Genomic DNA, 21,342 nt, shown 5'->3' on the forward strand with positions numbered 1-21,342 from the left:
AGGGCTCATGGCTGCCTGGCGCGGGCGCTGCGGCGACAGCGTTCGGAACACCAGCGCACCTCATCCCAGCAACGCGCCCAGCGCTTGCGCCAGGTAAAGGGCCGGCCGCAGGCGGCGCAGTCCTTGCGCGGCAGTTCGGACTTCTTCACAGGGCCTCTCCAGCGTCCAGGCGCGCCAGTAACTCCTCGCCCCGTTGCCAGATGGCGTCCCGGCGCGGGGCGTCCATGCGCTGCAGGTTGCGATAGGTCAGCGCCAGGCGCGGATTGGCGCTCAGTTGCTCCTGGTGGCGCATCAGGAAATGCCAGTACAGGGCATTGAACGGGCAGGCATCGCTGCCGGTGGCCTGGTCCACCCGGTAACGGCAGCCGCCGCAGTAGTTGGACATCCGCTGGATATAACGACCGCTGGCGCAATAGGGCTTGGAGCCCAGGTAGCCGCCGTCGGCGTGCATCACCATGCCCAGGGTATTGGGCAGTTCGACCCAGTCGAAGGCATCCAGGTAGACCGCCAGGTACCAGTCGCAGATGGCCTTGGGGGCGATGCCGGCCAGCAGGGCAAAATTGCCGGTGACCATCAGCCGCTGGATATGGTGGGCGTAACCCAGTTCCAGGGTCTGGCCGATGGCCTGGGACATGCAGCGCATGTCGGTGGCGCCGCTCCAGTAGAACTCCGGCAGGGCCCGGGTATTGCCCAGGCCGTTGAGCTCGGCGTATTCCGGCATGCGCAGCCAGTAGATGCCGCGTACATATTCACGCCAGCCGATCAGTTGGCGGATGAAACCCTCCGCGGCATTCAGTGCCACCCGGTTCTCGCGGTAGGCACGCTCGACATCGGCGCAGAGCTGGCGCACATCCAGCAGGCCGATGTTCAGCGCGGCGCTGATCCGCGCATGAAACAGAAAGGGCTCGCCCTCGGCCATGGCGTCCTGGTAATCGCCGAACGCGGCCAGGGAAAAGTCGAGGAAGTGCTGCCACAGCTCCTGCGCCTGCTCGTGGGTCACCGGATAGTCGAAGCGCGCCAGGTCACCGTAGTGATCGCTGAAGCGCTGGCCCACCAGTTGGAGTACCTCGCGGGTAATGGCGTCGTGGCCGAAGCGCGCCGCAAAGGGGCCGCGCAAGCCCCGGGGCAGGGCCTTGCGGTTGTCGGCATCGAGGTTCCAGGTGCCGCCGCAGGGGCGCCCGTCGGGCTCCAGCAGCAGGCCGCTTTGCCTGCGCATCTCGCGGTAGAAATATTCCATGCGCAACGACGTCCGCCCGGCCGCCCAATCACGGAACGCTTCGCGCGAACACAGGAACCGCCGATCCACATGAACGGTCAGGGGCAGGCCGGCATCGCGCAGCGCCTGTTCCAGTCGCCATTCTCCGCACTCGGTGACATGCAGTTGAGCCGCGCCGAGGGCCGTCTGCCAGCGCCGCAACTCGCCAGGAAGGCTGCCGCTGTTGTCAGGGTCGTCCAGCTTGACGTAGATCACCCGCCAGCCTTGCTCGCGCAGGCGCGCGGCAAAGTGGCGCATGGCGCTGAAGATCAGCAGGATTTTCTGTGGATGATGCCGGACATACCGCGCTTCGCTGTCGACTTCGGCCATCAGCAGTGTGTCGTGGGCCGGGTCCAGGACCTTGAGCAACTCCAGGTCGAACGACAACTGGTCGCCCAGCACCAGCCCCAGTCGGCCGCCAGTACCGGCGCTTACCATGGCAGACGCTCGCCGTCGTAGGCAAAGAACTGGCCGCTGTCGGCCGCACTCAGGCGGTCGATCAGTGTCAGCAGCTCCCAGGCCGCCACGCTGGCCGGCCGCGCCGCCGCGGAGCCGCGAAACGGTTGCGACAGCTGCGACACCACCGTGCCGGGATGCAGGCTGAGCAGACGGGCCCCGGGCCGGGTTCGCGCCAGTTCGATGGCCGCGGTTTTAACCAGCATGTTCAGCGCGGCCTTGGAGGCGCGATAGGCGTACCAGCCGCCCAGGCGGTTGTCGCTGATGCTGCCGACCTTGGCCGACAGCAGCGCCATCGCGCCCTGGGGCGCCAGCAAGGGCAGAAAGTGCCGCAGGACCAGGGCCGGGCCTACGGCATTGACCTGGAACACGGCCTTGAGCGCCTGGTCTTCAAGGGCGGCGTAGGTTTTTTCCGGTTTGATGTCGGCGCGATGCAGCAGCCCGGCGGCATGCACAATCAGCTGGTAGGGCGCCTCATCCGCCAATTCGGCGGCGGCCCGGGCAATGCTGTCGGGCTGTTCAAGGTCGAGCGCGGGAAGCGTGCCGCGGGACAGGGCGCGCACCCCGGCGCAGCGCGGGTCCTCTTCGAGCCACTGGCAAAAGGCCGAGCCCAGCGCGCCGCTGGCGCCAATCACCAGAGCACGATAGCCCGCACCCAGGGACTGCATGTTCAAGGTAGTGCTCATTGTGTTTTACCCACCGATTGACGTGGCAGCGAGCCTGACTCCCTGCTCGCACTGTCAAAATCCATGAGTAATAGTTGTACATAAAATTTGATTTTGTACAGGATTTTTGCAGCGATTGCGGCTAAAAAGTCTTCAGGGTGAAGCCGCTGCCGGCTTCGGCAATGGAAGGAGAGGGCAATGTGGGGTTTTTGCTTGATGCTTGGCCTGGTATTGGTCGTGGCGCTGTTCCTTTGCCTGCGCCGGCGCTGGCCGAGGGTGCGGCGACCGATGCGCAAGGCCAGTGCCTGTCTGGGCGGCGAAGAGCAGCAGCCGCTCGATTAGGTTGTACGTGTGCGATTGTGCTGTACAGCTTTGCTCTATGGCTGTGCTGATCATGATTCGCCCGCCGGCACAGGAGTCCGGCGGGCGGAGCGCTCCATCAAGCAGCAACCCCCAGCCAAGGCAGCGCCAGGTACAGCTTGATCACGATGGCGTTGCTGATGTCGATAAAAAATGCCCCCACCATCGGCACCACCAGGAATGCCATCGGCGATGGCCCGTAGCGCTGGGTCACCGCCTGCATATTGGCGATGGCCGTCGGCGTCGCGCCTAGCCCGAAACCGCAATGGCCGGCAGCCAGGACCGCAGCGTCATAGTTGCGGCCCATGACGCGGAAGGTGACGAAGATCGCAAATAGCGCCATCACCAGGGTCTGCACGGCCAGCAGAATCAGGATGGGCAGGGCCAGGCTGGCCAGATCCCACAGCCGCAGCGACATCAAGGCAATCGCCAGGAACAGCGAGAGGCTCACGTTGCCCAGCAGCGACACTTCCTGATCGAAGACCTGATGCCAGCCCAGCGCCGACAGGCCATTGCGCAATACCACCCCGACGAACAGCACGCAGACGAAGGTCGGCAGTTCCAGCGCCGTGCCCTGGATCAAGCCGCTGAGAAAACTCCCGGCCTGGAGGCTGATGGCAACCAGGGCCAGGGTCTCGATGAAACTCAGCGCGGTGATCTGCCGCTCCTTGTAGGGCTGCTCATAGCCTCTGGGCAAGCGCGGTTCGCCTTGTACGGCCCCAGGGGTTTGCACCCGCTTGACCAGCAGGCGGGCGACCGGACCGCCGATCAAGCCCCCCAGCACCAGGCCGAAGGTGGCCGAGGCCATGGCGATTTCGGGGGCCGAGGCCAGGCCATATTGCTCCTTGAACACTGCGCCCCAGGCTCCGCCCGTGCCGTGACCGCCGGACAGTGTCACAGAGCCGGTCAACAGCCCCATCAAGGGATCAAGCCCCAGCGCCTTGGCCAGACCGATGCCCATGGCGTTCTGTACCAGCAGAAAACCGGTCACCAGCAGCAGGAATACCGTCAGGTTGCGCCTACCTTTTTTCAGGCTGGCAAAGTCTGCGCTCAGGCCAATGGTGGCAAAGAAGGCCAGCATCAAGGGCGCCTGGGCGAGGTATCAATGCTGACTTCCATGTCCCCCATACCCCGCAGCAGCAGAAGCAGCAAGGCCACCACCAAGCCTCCGGCCACAGGTTCGGGAATATTGTAGGCACGCAAGAAACCGACTCGGGTGACAAGGCCACGCCCCAGTAACAGCACCAACGATGCGGCCACCAGGGTTCCATAGAAGTCCAGTTGGACCATTCGCACACTCCTCAGTCTGGGTTTCTGGACGCACTGTCAGCCAGTCGCGCCAGCGGCTAGGGTTGAGAGGCCTCAACCTGATTGATTGCGGGCTGGACGGCGGTTACTGGCTTGCGACCTGCACGGATAGCCACGCACATTGCCTGGCGCCGATCAATCGAGTCGGGCCGTTGGATAAGGCTGTTGCACGCAGCGGCAGGCGCATTGAGTGGTCGCGCCGCGGCCGGTAGTCGGTCCGGTGTTCTGCGTGGGAGGTTTTCAAGCCATTGATTCACGCCCGCACTTTGCGCCCGCAATGGCGGGCTGATTGCATTGCGCTGGCGTTAAGAGCGGATTAACAGAGGCCCCGGCGTGCGTGGAAAGCGGTTTTTTAAGAAATGTCTGATCAGGGGCGAGATCAGGCGAGGGCGCATTCCCGAGCAGGATCGATTTGAACTACTGGTTTTGCAGGCACTCCACGGCAGAAGGAACAAGATTTCTTCGTCCAGACGTGTCGCCACCAGGGACAAACCATGAAGTCCGTCGATGATTTCCGGCTTGAGGCGTACAAGCTGCTACTTGAGCTGGATGCTGCAACGACGAGCATGATGATGCTGCTTTCCGCACGACAGACCTGCGGGCCGGAGTGGGAGAACGCAACCCGCAGGCATCAACAGGCTTTTGAGGCCTGGACGCTGTTTCTCAGCAGCCAGGCCCCGGAGCCCTCTTTGTAGGGACAGGGCCGCATGCAATAGCGCTTCTATACGCGGCTATAGGGTGTACCATGGAATTCTTCTCACTCACTATCAGCCAGCCATGTCCACGCTAAGCGAAGAGAGCCGCCAGTTCGTAGCTTCTCTGGCGCGAAGTGTTGGCCCGGAGGCTGACGTTGCAAGCATCGCTCAGGCGATTGTCTCAACCTTGCAGCGCATGAGCCTCGCCCTTACGCCGATTATCGGTGAGCAGGGAGTTGCCGCTCTTTACTGCCGCAGCCTTCATCTGTGCATCTCGGCGCAACCGCGCCTGGCCGGCCTCTATGACGGGCTACAGGCCGAATTGAACCTGACGGCCCTCAAGTCGGTACTCATAGAGCAAAGCCCGGCCGAGGCCCTGTTTTTCGGTGAAGTGATGCTCACCACCTTCTATGAACTGCTGACCACGCTGATTGGTCCCTCGCTCACTGCGCGCTTGCTGAGTGGCGTGTGGGAGCCTTTCTTGAGCGATCCCCCTTCGCAGGAACATGCGCCATGAGCAGCAAAGTCACGATCAATCGCTTGGCCACTGGCGTGCCAGGACTGGACGAGGTGCTGGGCGGAGGATTGCCGGAGTTTTCGTTCAATCTGATCGCCGGCCCGCCGGGCTGCGGCAAGACCACCCTGGCTCACCAGATGATGTTCGCCCTGGCGACGCCGCAGCGTCCGGCGCTGTTCTTTACGGTGCTCGGGGAGCCGCCGTTGAAGATGCTCCGCTATCAGCAACAGTTCGACTTTTTCGATAGCGCAGCGATCAACCAGTCGATTCACTACATCAACCTGGCCGACGACACCCAGGCCGGCGACCTGGATGAGGTACTGCGGCGCATCGTCAGTGAGGTCCAGGCTCACTCGCCGGGGTTGGTGTTCGTCGATTCCTTCCGTTCGGTGGTGCTGGCAAGCCAGACCCGGGACAACCCCAACAACAACCTGCCGCTGTTCGTCCAGCAGTTGGGCATGTTGATGACCACATGGCAGGCGACCACCTTCCTCATCGGTGAATACTTCAATGAAACCGACACCAACCCGGTGTTCACCGTTGCCGACGGCTTGATCTGGTTGCGTCAGAGCGTTCAGCGCAACTCCATGGTGCGCAAGATGGAAATCATGAAGATGCGCGGCCAGCCGACGCTGCCGGGGCTGCACACTTTTCGCATCGCCACTTCGGGAGTCCGGGTCTTTGCACCGGCGGCCATCGGCACCGTTGAAACGCCACTGGAGTTCCCCATCAAGCGCCTGAAGATGGGCGTTGCACGTCTTGACGACATGCTCGGTGGCGGCCTGCCGCAGGGGTATTCGCTGCTGGTGGCCGGACCGTCGGGCTCGGGCAAAAGCATTCTGGCGGCGACCTTCCTCGCCGAAGGCGCGCGCAACGGTGAAACCGGCGTGATTGCGGTGTTCGAGCAACGACCCAACCATTCGCAGAACCCCACCCTGGCCGCCCTGATCCACAGTGGCCAGGTTGGCCTGGTGGACAGCCGGGCCGCTGATTTGTCGATTGATGAAATAGTCCATCTGCTGTTGACCGAAATCACCCGGATCAAGGCGACCCGAGTGGTGGTGGATTCTCTGTCCGGCTTCGAGCTGGCCGTGGCGCCGACTTTTCGCGAGGATTTTCGCGAATCTCTGGCGCGGATGGTCAGCGCGCTGACCAGTGCCGGCATTACCGTGCTGCTGACCTCGGAGTTGGAAGATCGCTACACCGACCTGCGCTTCAGTCCCTACGGTACGGCGTTTCTCACCGATGCCATCATCGTCCAGCGCTACATCGAAGTGCAAAGCCGTTTGCAGCGCATCATGGCGGTGGTCAAGGTGCGGGCCAGCGCTCATTCCGATGAGCTGCGCCTGTACCACATCGATGATGACGGCTTGCAGATCGGCGAAATGCTGCCTGATCAGGAAGGCCTGCTCGGCGGTCGTCCCACTCGGCAACACGTGGACAAAGGCGAGGTGTGAGTAGAAAACGATGAACGAGGTCAATGGCAAGACCGACCAGGCCGCCACGGCGGCTCGTGAACTGTTGCTCCTCGGCCAGAAAATCGTCCAGGCGCGCGCAGTTCTGGCGTCGTTGCAAAAAGAACTGGGCGAAGCCAGCACCCGGGTCGGCGATAGCCAGTACATCGAGCAACTGATCGAGGCCAATCAGCAACTGGTACAGGCCATCCTGCTGGCGCAGTCCAGCGCGCAGGAAGCCCTGCGCATCCAGCAGGAGCAGCCGTTGAGCCTGGAGATGCGCGAAGCCAATGAGCAGTTGGTGATTGCAGCGCTCAGCGCGCAACACCTGCAGGCCACCGCCGAGCAACTGCTGGAGCAACAGCGGCACATCCTGGTGCTGGTGGCCCATGAACTGCGCCACCCACTGACGCCCATCAGCATGATTGCCGGCCGCCTGGCCCGGGTCCCCAGTGAAGAGCTGCCACGAATGCAGGCACTGATCGAAGGTCAGGTGCAGCATATGTCGCGACTTGTGGATGATCTGCTGGATGTCTCTCGGGTCAGCACCGGCAAGCTGCATCTGGATCGCCAGGTGCTGGACTTGAGGCAGATTGTCGATGACGCCATCGAGACCTGCAGACCCTTGATGAAGGCCCGGCATCTGCACTTCAGTGCCCAGCGACCGGATGACCCGTTGCCGGTCGAAGGCGACCCGGTGCGTCTCAAGCAGATTCTCGGCAACCTGCTGGGCAATGCGGCCAAATACACCCCCGCAGAGGGGCAGGTGACGCTTTCGGTCAGCACCCGGGGCGATGCCGTGCAACTGACGGTTTGCGATAACGGTATTGGCATTTCTGCCAAAGCCCTGCCGTTTATCTTCGAACCCTTCATTCAGGACGCCCATGCTATCGGCTTCAATGGCGCCGGGCTGGGCATCGGCCTGACGGTGGTGCGCGAACTGGTGGAAGCCCATGGCGGAACAGTGCAAGGCATGAGCGAAGGCAGCGGCAAAGGCAGTCGCTTTGTCGTGATTCTGCCCCTGGTGAGCGATTTAATTTCCACCCCCAACCCGTAGCGGTGATCGCCTGATGCCATCACTGTCAAGGCTGACAGCCTTGATCCAGAGCCTTGAAACGCTAAATCGTCAATATATTGGCCTCTGTTTGGCTCTATAGATGAAAAAATAATAGATCGACGCAATATTGACGCAACAGTCTTTTTATCCCAGTATCCGGCCGCTGAACGCTTGATTTTGTTGATGTTTTTTTGACGTCATGGTTTCGGGAGTTCTTCCAGAAACGCGTTTCAGCCTTTGAATAAGCGTGAGTAACCAGGGAAATATTGGCCATAGGGGCTAATAGCCATGGCGTATTCAGTGGGTGTGCTAGTTTCAAACGGCGCAGCTGCGATATTTTTCTTCGGGATGATCTATGTCTACTGAACGGATACTGGTGACAGGGGGCGCAGGCTTCATCGGTTCTCACCTGGTTGATGCGCTGTTGGCCAAAGGCTATGGGGTCCGGGTTCTGGATGACCTTTCGACCGGCAAGGTCAGCAATCTGCCGATGGACAATCCGCAACTGCAACTTGTAGTGGGGGATGTGGCCGATGCCGCGGCCCTGGCAGAAGCCATGCACGGCTGCGGCGCGGTGGTGCACTTGGCGGCTGTCGCTTCGGTCCAGGCCTCGGTCGAGGACCCGGTGCGCACCCACCAGAGCAACTTCATCGGCACGCTGCGGGTGTGCGAGGCCATGGTCGCCGCCGGCATCCGTCGAGTGGTGTTTGCGTCCAGTGCTGCGGTCTATGGCAATAACGGGGAGGGCACTCCGATCAACGAAGACACGCCCAAGTCTCCCCTCACGCCCTATGCGGCGGACAAGCTCGCCAGCGAGTACTACCTGGATTTCTACCGCCGCCAGCATGGCCTGGAGCCGGTCATCCTGCGCTTCTTCAATATCTTCGGGCCGCGCCAGGACCCATCGTCGCCGTACTCCGGCGTGATCAGCATCTTCAGCGAACGGGCCAAGAGCGCACGCCCCATCACCGTGTTCGGTGATGGTGGCCAAACCCGCGACTTTGTCTATGTTGAGGACTTGGTGAAGATCCTGGTCCAGGGCCTTGAACACCCGGCACCTGCAGCCGATGCCACCAACGTCGGCCTCAGCGGCGTGACCACCCTCAATGACCTGATTGCCGCCCTGGAACAGATCAGCGGCCAACCTCTGAACGTCAGCCATGGGGCGGCCCGTTCTGGCGATATCCGCCATTCCAAGGCTGACAACCGGCGTTTGTTGGAGCGCTTCGACCTGGGCACGCCCACCAGCTTGACCGAAGGCTTGGCTAGGCTGTACCGCAGTCTTTAGCTTTGCGGGCTTGCACAGACCCGTTTCCGGGGACTTGAACGTTTGCTGTTGTGCGGATTGATCTATTTGAAGAGTGAGTGATGGACATGGAGTTTCGCCGGGGGAGTGTCTGCACAGTGGTTCGGCGTCTGTTTACTGCATTAGCTTTATGTGCCGGCCATTCGCTGGTGCAAGCCGCCCCGGCGGCTCCCGCCAGCGTCGGTTTCTGGTACGCCGAGCAACCGCCGCTGCCGGAGCTGGCGCAGTTCGAGTGGGCGGTGGTCGAGCCCGGTCATATGGCCCCAGGGGATGTCGCTACCTTGCGCAAGCTGGGCAGCCAGCCGTTCGCCTACCTGTCGGTGGGCGAGTTCGATGGCGATCGCGCCGCACTGGACAAGGAAGCCCTGAGCCACGGAGCCAGCGCCATCCGCAACAAGGCGTGGAACAGCCAGGTGATGGACATCGCCACCCCGGCCTGGCGCGAACACCTGTTCAAGCGTGCCAAGGCCTTGCAGGACCAGGGTTATGCCGGTCTGTTCCTCGATACCCTGGACAGCTTCCAGTTGCTTCCCGAAGCCGATCGCGAACCGCAACGCCAGGCCCTGGCGTCGTTCCTGCGGGAACTGCACAGCCGCCTGCCGAACCTCAAACTGTTCTTCAACCGGGGGTTCGAGGTCTTGGGCGAACTCGACGGCGTCGCCTCGGCCGTGGCGGTCGAATCGATCCATGCCGGCTGGGATGCCTCGACCAAGCGTTATCGTCCGGTGTCCGAGTCCGATCGCAACTGGCTCGAAGGCGAACTCAAACCACTGCGGGCAAAAAACATTCCACTGGTGGCCATTGACTACTTGCCGTCCAACCGTCGTGAAGAGGCGCGCAAGCTGGTGCGCCAATTGAGTCAGGAAGGCTTTATCCCGGTGGTCACCACCCCGGACCTGAATGCCATCGGCATGAGCACCGTGGAAGTGCAGCCGCGGCGCATCGCCATGCTCTATGACCCGCGTGAAGGTGAACTCTACGACCACGCCGGGCACCGGATGCTGGGCGGCCTGCTGGAATACCTGGGCTATCGGGTCGACTACCTGCCCGCCGATGACAGCCTGCCGTCCTACAACTTCGCCGGCCTCTATGCCGGGGTGGTGCTGTGGATGACCAGCGGCCCGCCCCAGGACAGTCGTGCCTTTAACAGCTGGATTGGCCAACGTCTGGACGAACAGGTGCCGTTGGCCATCATGGCCGGGCTGCCCATCGAAGATCGCGCACTGCTCAAGCGCCTGGGGCTGAACCTCGCAGCGCCGGGGGCTCGCGGGGCACTGCAGGTGCTGAGCCAGGACAAGACGCTGATCGGTGGCTTCGAAGCGCCGGTCGTGGCCCGTTCCCGTGAACTGACCCGGGTGACGCTGCTGCCCGACGGGCCGAAACCGGCACTGTTGCTGGGCGATGACAAGGGTGGCAAGTACGCCCCCGTGGCCATCGGCGCCTGGGGCGGCATGGCCTTGGCGCCTTATGTGGTGGAGTCCAATATCGAGCGCAGCCGCTGGATTCTCGACCCCTTCGCCTTTATCCAGAAAGCCCTGCGTCTGCCGGCGCAACCGCGCCCGGACACCACCACCGAGAACGGCCGGCGGATCGCCACCGTGCATATCGACGGCGACGGCTTTCCCTCCCGCGCCGAAGTGCGCGGCACCCCGTATTCCGGGCGCCAGGTGCTGGATGACTACATTCGTCCCAACCCGTACCTGACCTCGGTGTCGATCATCGAAGGGGAGATCGGGCCCAAGGGCATGTCGCCGTTTCTGGCCAGGGAACTGGAGCCGATCGCCCAGGAGATCTTTGCCGACCCCAAGGTCGAAGTGGCCACCCACACCTACAGTCACCCGTTCTACCTGCAGCCGGAGAAGGCCAAGAAGGACGAGGACTTCAGCGCTGAATACGGCCTGCGCCTGAATATCCCGGGGTACAAGAACCTGGATTACAAGCGCGAGATCCTCGGCTCGCGGGACTACATCAATAGCCGCCTGACCACCGCGCAGAAGCCGGTAAAGCTGCTCTTCTGGCCGGGGGACGCGCTGCCCAGCGCCGAGACCATCAAGCTGGCCTACGACGCCGGACTGAAAAACGTCAACGGCGGGCAGACCATCCTGACCAAGGCCAATCCCTCGCTGACCGGCCTGTACCCCTTGCTGCGTCCCACCGAAGGCGGCTTGCAGTACTACGCGCCGGTGATCAACGAGAACATGTACACCAACCTCTGGAAAGGCCCGTATTACGGCTTTCGCGACGTGATCGACACCTTCGAACTGACCGACAGCCCACGGCGCCTGCGGGGCATTCACCTGTACTACCACTTCTATTCGGGGACCAAGCAGGCATCGATCAAGGCCATGACCGACATCTATCGGTTCATGCGTGGCCAGCAGCCGATGTCCTTGTGGATGAGCGACTACCTGGATCGGATCCATGGCCTGTACCAGGCCAGCCTGGCCCGTACGCCCAATGGTGACTGGCAGGTTCGCGGCATGGATGGCTTGCGCACCCTGCGCCTGGACCCGGCGCTGGGCTGGCCGGACCTCGGCCGTTCCCAGGGCGTAGCGGGGGTCCGCGATCTGCCTCAGGGGCGTTATGTGGCCTTGAGCCGCGATCATGCGCTGCTGGCCCTGCGGCCTGAGCGTGATCCACGTCCGGCTCTGGAGCTGGCGAACATTCCCCTGCGTGACTGGCGTTATGTGAGCGACCGACAGGTGACATTCTCATTTGCCGGTCAATTCAACCTGGAGTTCTCGGTGCGTTCGGCCAGCCCCTGCCGGGTCGAGGTCCAGGGCCAACGCTATGCCGGCAAGTCCGAGCAGGGCCTGTGGCATTTCCAACTTCCCATGAAGCAGGTGAGTGATGCCCAACTCTTCTGCAACTAAGGCCCCACGCGCGCGGCTGCTCAATCCCTGGGCATTGCTGGTGGTGGCGATTGTCGTCGGCGTGCTGCTGTGGGCGACCTATCGCAACGAAGATGCGTTCCGTCCCAAGGGCGGCCAACCGGACGAAGTGTCCGCCAGCTATGCCGAAGTCCTGCTGGCGGCCCACCCGGACAACAACGAGTTGCGCACCCAGTTGCTCGATCTGCTGATTCAGCTGGGCGACTACCCGAGGGCGGAAAAGCACCTGGCGCAGTGGCCACAGCCCGATCCGGCATTGAAGGCCTACTACCGCTTGCAACTCGATGCCCTGGCGCTGAACAACAGCACCGACAGCGCCGCGTTGCAGGCCCTGGCCGAGCGCTTCAAGGCCTTTGACTACAAGACACTGCCCAGCCCGCAGCTCGAGCGCCTGGCCACGCTGGCCTTGAGTGCCCAGGCCCCGGGACTGGCGGCGGATGTCTATACCGAACTGGCCCGTCGCGATCCCAAGCAGCGCGATCAATGGCTGCCCGAGGCGGCCAAGTGGTACCAGGCCAGCGAGCAACCCGGACGCGCCGCCGATCTCTATGTGCAACTGCTCGATGCCAGCCAGACGCCGCAAGCGCGTCGCCAGTTCCTGGAGAAAGCCTTCAAGAGCCTGGTGGCAGCGGATCGTGGCGATCAGGCCGCCGAGCTGCTGGCCCGGGAACTGGCCAGCCAGCCGGAGGCGCTGGATGCGGCGCTGCTGGATCAGGGCGTCGACGTGGCGGTGGCGCACAACCGCAGGGACCTGGCCGAGCAGTTCTTCAGTGCCTGGCGCAAGTTGCAACCCGACAGCCCGGAAGTGCTGGCCAAGGAATTCAAGCAGCGCCTGGCCTTCGGTGACCTCGACGGTGCCCATGCCGTGGGCACGCAGTTGCTCCAGTTGCATCCGGATGATCCGCTGCTGCTGGAGCAGATGGCTCATCTTGCCGAATGGCAGGGCGATTCGGCCTCGGCGCTGGGCTACTGGATCAGCCTGAGCAAGCTGCGCAACAACCCGGCCGAGTTCGAGCACACCTGGCGCCTGGCGATGCAGACCTACGATTTCGACCGGGGCATTCCACTGTTGGCGGGGATCATGAACACCCGGGCCTTGAGCGATGTCGAACTCGATGCCCTGGTGTACGCCGAAGAGTCCAGAGGCACGCCCGAGCAGGCGGAACAGTGGCTGCGCCGCTATGTCGGCAAATACCCGAAACACCGGCTGGCCTGGGTCCGCCTGTTGCAGAACCTGGAAAACACCGCGCAGTACCCGCAGCGGCTGGCGGTCTGGAAGCGTTTCGCCGGCCTTTATCCGTTGACCAGCACCGAGCGGGTGGACTGGGCCAACAACCACCTCAAGCTGTTTGACAGCCCGTCGGCCTGGAAGGTGATCACCGCAGTCGACGGCAACAAGATCGATGACTTCAACTACTGGCAGTCCCGTGCCGCACTGGCGTGGGACCTGGAGTTGGACGATGAACTGCAGCTGGCACTGGAGAAGATGCTGGCCATCAAGGGCTCGCTCAATAGTGGCGACGAGAGTGAGTTGATTGCCCTCTATCGCGTCCGCGATCCGCGCAAGGCCTTGCAGTTGACCGTTGACAGTTGGCGCCGTGAGCACAATCCGCAACGCCTGATTGCGGCCCTGCAACTGGCCCAGGAGCTTCAGGACTGGCCACTGGTGGTCGACCTGCTCAAGGAGGCCGACCAGTACCCGGATGCCTCCGACCGCTCCCAGGTCCTGGCTGCCCGCGGTGCGCTGGCGGTGCAACAAGGCCGTACCGACGAGGCCCTGCGCCTGTATCGCCTGGGCTTGAGCCGCTTCCCGGATGACAACACCTTCCGCGAGCGCCTGATGTGGCTGTATGTCGACCTGGGCCGCACCGGCGAGCTCAAGCCGCTGTTGCAGCAATGGCGCTCCCTGGCCCGCGGTGACAGCACCCTATGGTTGCCGTTTGCCGCTGCCAGTCAGTTGCTCGGGCGCAATACCGAGGCCCTGGCCTGGTACCGCCTGTACCTGCGGAGCAACCCTCAGGACTGGATGGTCCAGGCGGCCTACGCCGACGCCCTGGAAGGCGCGGGTTATGCCGACTCGGCCCAGCGCCTGCGGCTCAAGCTCAACCGTGAAGTGACGCCTGAGCAGATCCGCGCCACGCCTCAGGGCTATGCGACCTGGCTGCGCCTGGTGGCCAGCAGCTACTCGTCGCGCAAGGCGCTGAACAAGGCGATGCAATGGCAGGACGGCTCCAAGCCGATGCTGCAGTTGTGGTTCGAGCAGATGCTGGCCCGCCTGGATGAGATCAATCAGTCGGCGCAGAAAGATGACTGGCTGGCCTGGGCCCGCGCCCGTGGCCTCAAGGTCAATCGCTACGAACAGATCCAGGAAGCCCTGCGCGGCAACAACCGCCAGGCCCTGGAACGCCTGGTGGCCAGCGACGACCTGGACCCGGCGCAACGGGTCGAGGCCCTCAACAGCCTGGGGCGCAGTGGCGAAGCCCTGGCCGTGGACCTGTCGGCGCTCGGCGAGGACCAGTCTGCGTCGCTCCGTGAGCAATTGCGGCGCCAGGCCATCGAGTTGACCGAGCGCACCCCCCAAGGTGTGCAGATCGCCTGGGATCGCCAGGACTACGGCGGACTGGTGTTCAACGGCCCGCGCCTCACCGCGGCGCGTTACCTGAACGACAACTGGTACGCCAAGCTGGTACTGGAGCAGGGTCGATACAGCGGCGATGTCCTCGACCCATCGCGCCTGGGCAACGAGACCAATACCGAATTGACCTTGCAGCGGCAGTTGGAGAACGGCAACTACAAGCTGATTTTCGACAGCAGCCTGCGCAAGGACGATGACCGCAACGGCCTGGGCGCCAGCCGCACCTGGCAGGTGGACAGCGGCAACGAACTGGACGTCGGCGCCGATTGGCATCGCAAGAACGAGGACAGCGGCTACATGCGCACCTTCGGCCGGCAGAATGATGTCTGGGTCGGTGGGCGGCATCGCTATTCGGCCCGTGACCAGTTGTCCTGGAGCCTGGCCCAGCGCTGGTTCTCGACCCGCGGCGGCGATGACCTGGGCAATGGTCAGGCGTTGAAGATCGAGTTCGATCACACCCTGCAGTTCGAAGGGCCGAACTGGCAATTGCGCAGCGGTATCGACTACCAGCAAAACAGCCTGAACAACCGTTCGCTGCCCAACCTGGCCAATACCCTGGGCGGGGGCATCGACCTGATCGGGGCCGAACTCGACAATCCGGACCAGATCAACAGCCAGACCCTGCTGCAGAAACACTACGGCCAACTGTTCTTCGGCAGTTCGTGGCGGCGTGGCTTCCCGGGGGCATTGAACCGCACGCGCGGGCAATACACCTGGCTGGTGGACGTCAGCTCCGGCTGGCAGTGGACCGACAACACCATCAACTACGCCATCAGTACCGGTATCGGCACCGAGGTCATAGGGGATGACGAATTGGCAGTGACCTTCGGCTACCAGTCGGCGCCACAAGGCGGAACTGGCCAGTCCGGTGGCACCGCAGGTGTCAGCTACAGCGTGCGTTTCGGACGCTGATCATGGAATTCAAAGAGGAGTGAACCTTATGCAATCCATTCGTTGCGTGAGTCTGGCGATGGCCGCTTTGCTGATGGCCGGCTGCACCAGCTTTACCGGTCAAGACAGCCCTGAACTGTCCAAGAGTGCGCGCTGGGGCGTGTTGCCGCTGGTCAACTATTCCCAGACGCCCCAGGCCGGGGAGCGCAGTGAGCAGATTCTGCTCAGCGTGCTGAGCAGCCGCGGCCTGCAACCCCAGGTCTACAGCGGCGCGCCGGGGCAGGGCGAGCAGGCCTTGCTCGACGACAACGAGCGTCTGGCCGGTGCCATGGATTGGGCCCGCGAGCAGAAGCTCGACTATGTGGTGTCCGGCAGTGTTGAAGAGTGGCAGTACAAAAATGGCCTGGATGGCGAGCCGGCGGTGGGCATCAGCCTGCGGGTGGTTGAGGCGGGCACTGGCAAAGTGCTCTGGAGCAACAGTGGCGCCCGTGCCGGCTGGTCTCGTGAAAGCCTGGCTGGCGCAGCGCAGAAGGTGCTCGACAAGCTTGTCGGTGGCCTCAGGATCGAGTGACTGTCATGAGCTCTCCACACATGGACTACGCGCTGGCGCCCCGCGCCAGCGGTCCGGCGTCATGGCTGGAAACATTCCTGGTGACCGCGCTGGTCATCGGCTTGGGGCTGTGGCTGACGCCGCAGGACCCTTTGCAAGTACAGGCCGAGTTTCCCTGGCCGGTGCTGGCGCCGTTGTTGCTGGGCGTGCGCTACGGCTTTGTCCGCGGCCTGATCAGCGCCAGCCTGCTGGTGGCGGCGTTCTTCATCCTGCGTCAGTCGGGGCTGGAGGCTTATGCGCCTATCGCTTCGTCCTACATCGTCGGCGTGCTGGTCTGCGGCATGCTCGTGGGCGAGGTGCGCGACCTGTGGGAGCGGCGCCTGTTGCGCTTGCAGATGGCCAACGAGTATCGCCAGTACCGACTCGACGACTTCACCCGGGCGCACCAGATCCTGCGGGTGTCCCATGATCGCCTGGAGCAGCGTCTGGCCGGCAGCGATCAGAGCCTGCGCAGTTCCTTGCTGGGCCTGCGCGAGCGCCTGCGTGCGGTGCCCAATGGCGATGATTCGCTGACCCTGCTGGCCGAGCCGGTGCTGACCCTGCTGGGCCAGTACGGCTCGTTGCGGGTGGCCGGGCTGTACCGTGTGGAGCAGGCCGGTAGCGCGCCTCCCACCCTGACGCTGCTGGCCTCCACCGGGACCATGGGGCCCCTGGACAACCAGGACCTGCTGGTGCGCTTGTGCCTGGAGCGCGAAGAGCTGGTGAGTGTGCGTGAAGAGCTGCTCGACAGCGGCGGGCAGGCGTCGGTGTCGTCCCTGCAGGCCTGTATTCCCTTGGTCGATACCCAGGGGCGGGTGCTGGCGATTCTCGCGGTGCGGCAGATGCCGTTCTTTGCCTTCCAGGAGCGCACCCTCAGCCTGCTGGCGCTGCTGGCCGGGCATATCGCCGACCTGCTGCACCCGGATTCACAGGTACTGCAGCTGGAAAACGCCGACGCCCAGCATTTCACCCGCCAGCTCAAGCGTTCGCTGGTGGATGTCGAGCAACACGGTCTGTCCGGATGCCTCTACGCCTTTGAACTGACCCAGCCCAACGATGAACTGGCGCGGCTGTTCGAGCGCAGCCAGCGCGGGCTGGACCTGCACCTGAGCCTGGTCAACAGTCGCGGGCACGGGCTGTTGCTGGTGCTGTTGCCACTGACCAGTGCCGAGGGCGCCCAAGGCTACCTGGCGCGCCTGGGCAAGCTGGTTCACGAGCACTTCGGCATGAACGTGGACCTGGCCAGCCTGGGGGTCGCGGTGCTGCCTTACGACCTGGAGTCGGCCCGGCAACGCGATGGGCTGCGTAACTTCCTGTACAACGAGTGTGGCCTGAATGATCAGCAAGTGGCTGTTTAGCGGAGCGCTGTTTTTCGAGGTGGGGAGCTGGGCCAGTCTGACGACTCAATTGCCCGACCTGCAGATCGCGCTGCTGTATGCAATGTCCCACGGTATCGCCTGCGGCCTGCTGACGGCGGCGGTGTGGCTGCTGTTGCCGGCCCGCTATCGCCGGCCGTTGCCCTGGAGTCCGCTGTTCATTTTCAGCCTGGCGTTCTTTGTACCGCTGCTGGGCTCGGTCGGGGTGATTGCCGCGATCTTTCCGGCGCTGTATCTGCCGCGCAAGCGCGAGACGCAGATGTGGCAGGCGGTTGGCATTCCCGAACTGCCGTTTCGCGCCCAGACCCATCTGCATTCGCCGACCTTCGGCGACAGCGGCTTGCAGGACGTGCTGCGCCACGCCCCGGACCCCGACCAGCGCCTGGCAGCGCTGCTCGCCACCCGCAAGATGCCGGGCAAGGAAGCGGTGCCGATCCTCAAGCTGGCCCTGGGAGATCCCAGCGACGATGTCCGCCTGCTGGCCTATTCGATGCTCGACAAGCAGGAAACCGACATCAACCAGCGCATCCAGACCGCCCTCGAACAGTTGCCCGGTGCCGCGCCGAAGAAGGCCGGTGCCTTGCATGCCACCCTGGCGCGCTGGTACTGGGAACTGGCCTACCTGGGCCTGGCCCAGGGCAGCGTCCAGCAGCACGTGCTAGGGCGAGCCGGCGAGCATGCCGAGCTGGCGCTGGAGGCGGGAGAGGGCGGCGAGTTGCTGTTGCTGGCCGGGCGTATCGCCCTTGAGCGGGGCGACATCGGCAAGGCGCGACTGCACATGCACCAGGCCCAGGAAGCGGGCATGGACCCGGCCAAGGTCCTGCCGTTTCGGGCCGAGATCGCCTTTGAAACCGGCAACTATTCAGAGATTCCCGCGCTGCTCAAAAGCTTGCCGCCGCAGATGCAACAACGTCCGCCCTTTGCCGGGCTGGTAAGGACCTGGACATGAAAACCGCCGTCAACCCAACGCCCATTGCCGATGTCTGCCTGTTGCTCGAGGGCACCTGGCCTTATGTGCGCGGTGGTGTGTCCAGCTGGATTCACCAGATGATCCTCGGTCTGCCGCAACTGACCTTTTCCGTGCTGTTCATTGGGGGGCAGCGCGAAGCCTACGGTCAGCGCCGCTACGAGATCCCGGCCAACGTGGTGCACATCGAAGAAGTGTATCTGGAGGAGGCCTGGCGCAATCCCAAGCACAAGCGGGTTGCCCACACGGCGTCCCTGGAGGAATTGAGCAACCTGTACCGTTACCTGCACAACCCGGAGAAACCGGCTGCCGAGCTGGGCATTGGCGTGCTCGATTCCCTGGCCCAGGCGCGTATCACCCTGGATGACGTGCTTTACAGTCGTCCCAGTTGGGAGGCGCTGACCGAAGGTTACGAACAGCACTGTGCCGACCCGTCCTTCGTCAACTATTTCTGGACCCTGCGCACCATGCAGTCGCCGTTGCTGATGCTCGCCGATGCCGCCCGGCACATGCCGCGGGCCCGGGTCCTGCACTCGATTTCAACCGGTTATGCCGGGCTGGTGGGCTGCATTCTCAAGCAGCTGTGGGGCTGCCAGTTGCTGCTCAGCGAACATGGGATCTACACCAAGGAGCGCAAGATCGACCTGGCTCAGGCCAGCTGGATCGCCGAAAGCAGCAACCAGGCGCTCAACGACAGCATGGACGCAGGCTCCGGTTACATCCGCATGCTCTGGGTGCGCTTCTTCGAGCGCATCGGTCATCTGGTCTACGAAAGCGCGGACCAGATCATTGCCCTGTACGACGGCAACCGCCAGCGCCAGATCAAGGACGGCGCGCCGGCCGAGCGCACCCGGGTGATTCCCAACGGCATCAACCTGGACGTGTGGACCCAGGCCCTTGAGTCCCGGGCCGACGGCATCGCTCCGGTGGTCGGGCTGATCGGCCGGGTGGTGCCGATCAAGGACGTGAAGACCTTCCTGCGGGCCATGCGCGGGGTGGTCAGCGTCATGCCCCAGGTCGAAGGCTGGATCGTCGGGCCGGAAGAAGAAGACCCCGAGTACGTCGCCGAGTGTCGCAGCCTGGTGGCCAGTCTCGGGCTGGAGCAAAAGGTGCTGTTCCTCGGGTTCCAGAAGATCCAGGACATCCTGCCGCAACTGGGCCTGATGGTGCTGACCTCCATCAGCGAGGCCCAGCCCCTGGTGATTCTCGAAGCCTGGGCCGCCGGCACGCCGGTGGTGAGCAGCGACGTGGGCTCCTGCCGTGAGCTGATCGAGGGCGGCGAGGCGGCCGACCGCGATCTGGGGCTGGCCGGGGAAGTGGTGGCCATCGCTGATCCCCAGGCCACGTCCCAGGCGATCATCGACCTGCTGCGCAGTCCCGAACGCTGGAAGTCCGCCCAGGCCGCCGGTTTGCTGCGGGTGCACCGCTACTACAGCGAAACCCTGATGATCGAACGCTATCGCGCGTTGTATGACACCGCCATAGGCACCGCACACAAGGAGGCTGTGTAAATGGCCGGCATCGGTTTTGAACTGCGCAAGATTCTCTCCCGCGACTCCTACACGGCGACGCTGCACGCCTATGTCTATGCCGGGCTGATCAGCTCCGGACCCTGGGTGCTGTCGATTCTCAGCGTGATGCTGGTGGGGGTCATCAGCCTGGGGCTGGTGATTCCGGAGGTGTTGATCCGCCAGTTCCTGATCACCGTGACCTACCTGATGGCCACGTCGCTGATCCTCACCGGCGGTTTGCAGCTGTTCTTCACCCGTTTTGTCTCCGACCGCCTGTTCGAGCGCAAGTACGAGCAGATCCTGCCGAACCTGGTGGGTGTACTGCTGCTGGTGACCCTGGGCTCCGGGGTGCTGGGCATCGTGCTGTTGGGCACCCTGTTCGACCAGCCGCTGCTCTACCGCCTGCTGACCCTGGCCAACTTCGTGGTGCTGTGCAACCTGTGGCTGGTGATCATCTTTCTCTCGGGGATGAAGGCCTATAACCGCATCCTGCTGGTGATGCTGGTGGGCTACGGACTGATGGTCGGCAGCGCATTCTTCCTGCGCCACATGGGCATGGAAGGCTTGTTGCTGGCGTTGCTGCTGGGGCATAGCTCGCTGTTGTTCCTGTTTCTCTACGACATCCTGCGCGAGTACCGGGCGGAAAAGCTGGTGGCCTTCGACTTCCTCGACCGTCGCCAGGTGTTCCTCAGCCTGCTGTTGACCGGGTTCTGCTACAACCTGGGCATCTGGATCGACAAGTTCATCTTCTGGTTTAACCCGGACACCTCAAGCCAGGTGATCGGGCCGATGCGCGCCTCGATCCTCTACGACTTGCCGATCTTCCTCGCCTACCTGGCGATCATTCCCGGCATGGCGGTGTTTCTGGTCAGGATCGAAACCGACTTCGCCGAGTGGTACGACCGGCTGTTTCGCGCGGTGCGCGACGGCGAGACCCTGCAGCATATCGGCTCGCTGAAAGCCGAGATGACCTTCTCGATCCGCCAGGGCCTGCTGGAAATCTGCAAGGTCCAGGGGCTGACGGTGGTGCTGCTGTTTCTCTTCGGTCCGCGCCTGCTGGAGTGGCTGGGGATGTCCAGTTATTACCTGCCGCTGTTCTACATCGACCTGATCGGGGTGAGCATCCAGGTGGTGTTCATGGCGATCCTCAACGTGTTTTTCTACCTCGACAAACGCGCAATCGTGCTGGAGCTGTGCCTGTTCTTCGTCGCCCTCAACGCCGCCTTGACCCTGCTGAGCCTGCACCTGGGGCCGAGCTACTTCGGTTATGGCTTTACCCTGTCGCTGCTGATCTGCGTATTGCTGGGGCTGGCGCGGCTGTCGACGGCGCTGGATGACCTGGAGTACGAGACCTTCATGCTCTCGCGTTGAGGCCGTGCACGGCTCCTCCAGGCTCGCAGTCATGACGC

General features: G+C 63.3%; 16 protein-coding genes and 1 pseudogene. 13 read left to right on the forward strand and 4 right to left on the reverse strand.

Annotated elements, in window-relative coordinates; all coding sequences use genetic code 11:
* Nucleotides 1-5: 5 nt before the first annotated feature.
* Genes Q8O96_RS22725 through Q8O96_RS22735 form a run of 3 tightly spaced genes read right to left on the reverse strand, consistent with a single transcriptional unit; the run spans nt 6 to nt 2,397 of the window.
* Nucleotides 6-149 (reverse strand): DUF2256 domain-containing protein, encoded by a 144-nt coding sequence (locus tag Q8O96_RS22725; RefSeq protein WP_082729243.1) that lies wholly within the window; start codon nt 147-149, stop codon nt 6-8.
* Nucleotides 146-1,693 carry a cryptochrome/photolyase family protein gene (locus Q8O96_RS22730; protein ID WP_102865072.1) on the reverse strand — a complete coding sequence of 516 codons (1,548 nt, stop codon included), beginning with the start codon at nt 1,691-1,693 and terminating at the stop codon, nt 146-148. Before Q8O96_RS22730 ends, Q8O96_RS22725 begins: the two co-directional genes overlap by 4 nt.
* Nucleotides 1,687-2,397 (reverse strand): SDR family oxidoreductase, encoded by a 711-nt coding sequence (locus Q8O96_RS22735; protein ID WP_102865071.1) that lies wholly within the window; start codon nt 2,395-2,397, stop codon nt 1,687-1,689. Before Q8O96_RS22735 ends, Q8O96_RS22730 begins: the two co-directional genes overlap by 7 nt.
* Before the next feature lie 177 nt (nt 2,398-2,574).
* Between Q8O96_RS22735 and Q8O96_RS22740 the strand changes: the two genes are divergently transcribed.
* Nucleotides 2,575-2,718 carry a hypothetical protein gene (locus Q8O96_RS22740; protein ID WP_162884047.1) on the forward strand — a complete coding sequence of 48 codons (144 nt, stop codon included), beginning with the start codon at nt 2,575-2,577 and terminating at the stop codon, nt 2,716-2,718.
* A gap of 97 nt (nt 2,719-2,815) precedes the next feature.
* Here Q8O96_RS22740 and gltS read toward each other — a convergent pair.
* Nucleotides 2,816-4,026 (reverse strand): annotated as a pseudogene (gene gltS, locus Q8O96_RS22745) (sodium/glutamate symporter).
* A 512-nt stretch (nt 4,027-4,538) separates the two neighbouring features.
* Between gltS and Q8O96_RS22750 the strand changes: the two are divergent.
* The 12 genes from Q8O96_RS22750 (at nt 4,539) to pelG (ending at nt 21,304) form a co-directional block, all read left to right on the forward strand.
* Nucleotides 4,539-4,739 carry a hypothetical protein gene (locus Q8O96_RS22750; RefSeq protein ID WP_305949443.1) on the forward strand — a complete coding sequence of 67 codons (201 nt, stop codon included), beginning with the start codon at nt 4,539-4,541 and terminating at the stop codon, nt 4,737-4,739.
* Between the two features lie 82 nt (nt 4,740-4,821).
* Nucleotides 4,822-5,256, forward strand: a complete 435-nt coding sequence (locus Q8O96_RS22755) for a hypothetical protein (RefSeq protein ID WP_240321997.1) — start codon at nt 4,822-4,824, stop codon at nt 5,254-5,256.
* Complete coding sequence (locus Q8O96_RS22760; protein WP_207167898.1) at nt 5,253-6,713, forward strand: ATPase domain-containing protein; 1,461 nt, start codon at nt 5,253-5,255, stop codon at nt 6,711-6,713. The genes Q8O96_RS22755 and Q8O96_RS22760 overlap by 4 nt, the downstream gene beginning before the upstream one ends.
* A gap of 10 nt (nt 6,714-6,723) precedes the next feature.
* On the forward strand, nt 6,724-7,767 hold the full coding sequence (locus Q8O96_RS22765) for a HAMP domain-containing sensor histidine kinase (protein WP_102865067.1): 1,044 nt from the start codon (nt 6,724-6,726) through the stop codon (nt 7,765-7,767).
* Nucleotides 7,768-8,122: 355 nt separating this feature from the next.
* Nucleotides 8,123-9,055, forward strand: coding sequence for an NAD-dependent epimerase/dehydratase family protein (locus tag Q8O96_RS22770; protein WP_102865066.1), 933 nt, complete (start codon nt 8,123-8,125; stop codon nt 9,053-9,055).
* An 80-nt stretch (nt 9,056-9,135) separates the two neighbouring features.
* Nucleotides 9,136-11,946 carry a bifunctional glycoside hydrolase 114/ polysaccharide deacetylase family protein gene (locus tag Q8O96_RS22775; RefSeq protein ID WP_305949444.1) on the forward strand — a complete coding sequence of 937 codons (2,811 nt, stop codon included), beginning with the start codon at nt 9,136-9,138 and terminating at the stop codon, nt 11,944-11,946.
* A complete protein-coding gene (locus Q8O96_RS22780; protein ID WP_305949445.1) occupies nt 11,924-15,511 on the forward strand; it encodes a tetratricopeptide repeat protein in 3,588 nt (1,195 codons plus the stop codon). Before Q8O96_RS22775 ends, Q8O96_RS22780 begins: the two co-directional genes overlap by 23 nt.
* A gap of 28 nt (nt 15,512-15,539) precedes the next feature.
* Complete coding sequence (locus Q8O96_RS22785) at nt 15,540-16,061, forward strand: penicillin-binding protein activator LpoB (protein WP_102865063.1); 522 nt, start codon at nt 15,540-15,542, stop codon at nt 16,059-16,061.
* A 5-nt stretch (nt 16,062-16,066) separates the two neighbouring features.
* Nucleotides 16,067-17,437 carry a PelD GGDEF domain-containing protein gene (locus Q8O96_RS22790; RefSeq protein WP_102865062.1) on the forward strand — a complete coding sequence of 457 codons (1,371 nt, stop codon included), beginning with the start codon at nt 16,067-16,069 and terminating at the stop codon, nt 17,435-17,437.
* A complete protein-coding gene (locus tag Q8O96_RS22795; RefSeq protein WP_305949446.1) occupies nt 17,415-18,404 on the forward strand; it encodes a lipopolysaccharide assembly protein LapB in 990 nt (329 codons plus the stop codon). The genes Q8O96_RS22790 and Q8O96_RS22795 overlap by 23 nt, the downstream gene beginning before the upstream one ends.
* Nucleotides 18,401-19,933, forward strand: a complete 1,533-nt coding sequence (gene pelF / locus Q8O96_RS22800) for a GT4 family glycosyltransferase PelF (protein WP_305949447.1) — start codon at nt 18,401-18,403, stop codon at nt 19,931-19,933. The genes Q8O96_RS22795 and pelF overlap by 4 nt, the downstream gene beginning before the upstream one ends.
* A complete protein-coding gene (gene pelG / locus Q8O96_RS22805) occupies nt 19,934-21,304 on the forward strand; it encodes an exopolysaccharide Pel transporter PelG (protein ID WP_102865059.1) in 1,371 nt (456 codons plus the stop codon). It abuts the gene before it with no gap.
* Nucleotides 21,305-21,342 lie beyond the last annotated feature (38 nt).

Source organism: Pseudomonas sp. LPH60, assembly GCF_030718165.1.
Taxonomy (GTDB): Bacteria; Pseudomonadota; Gammaproteobacteria; order Pseudomonadales; family Pseudomonadaceae; genus Aquipseudomonas; species Aquipseudomonas danubii.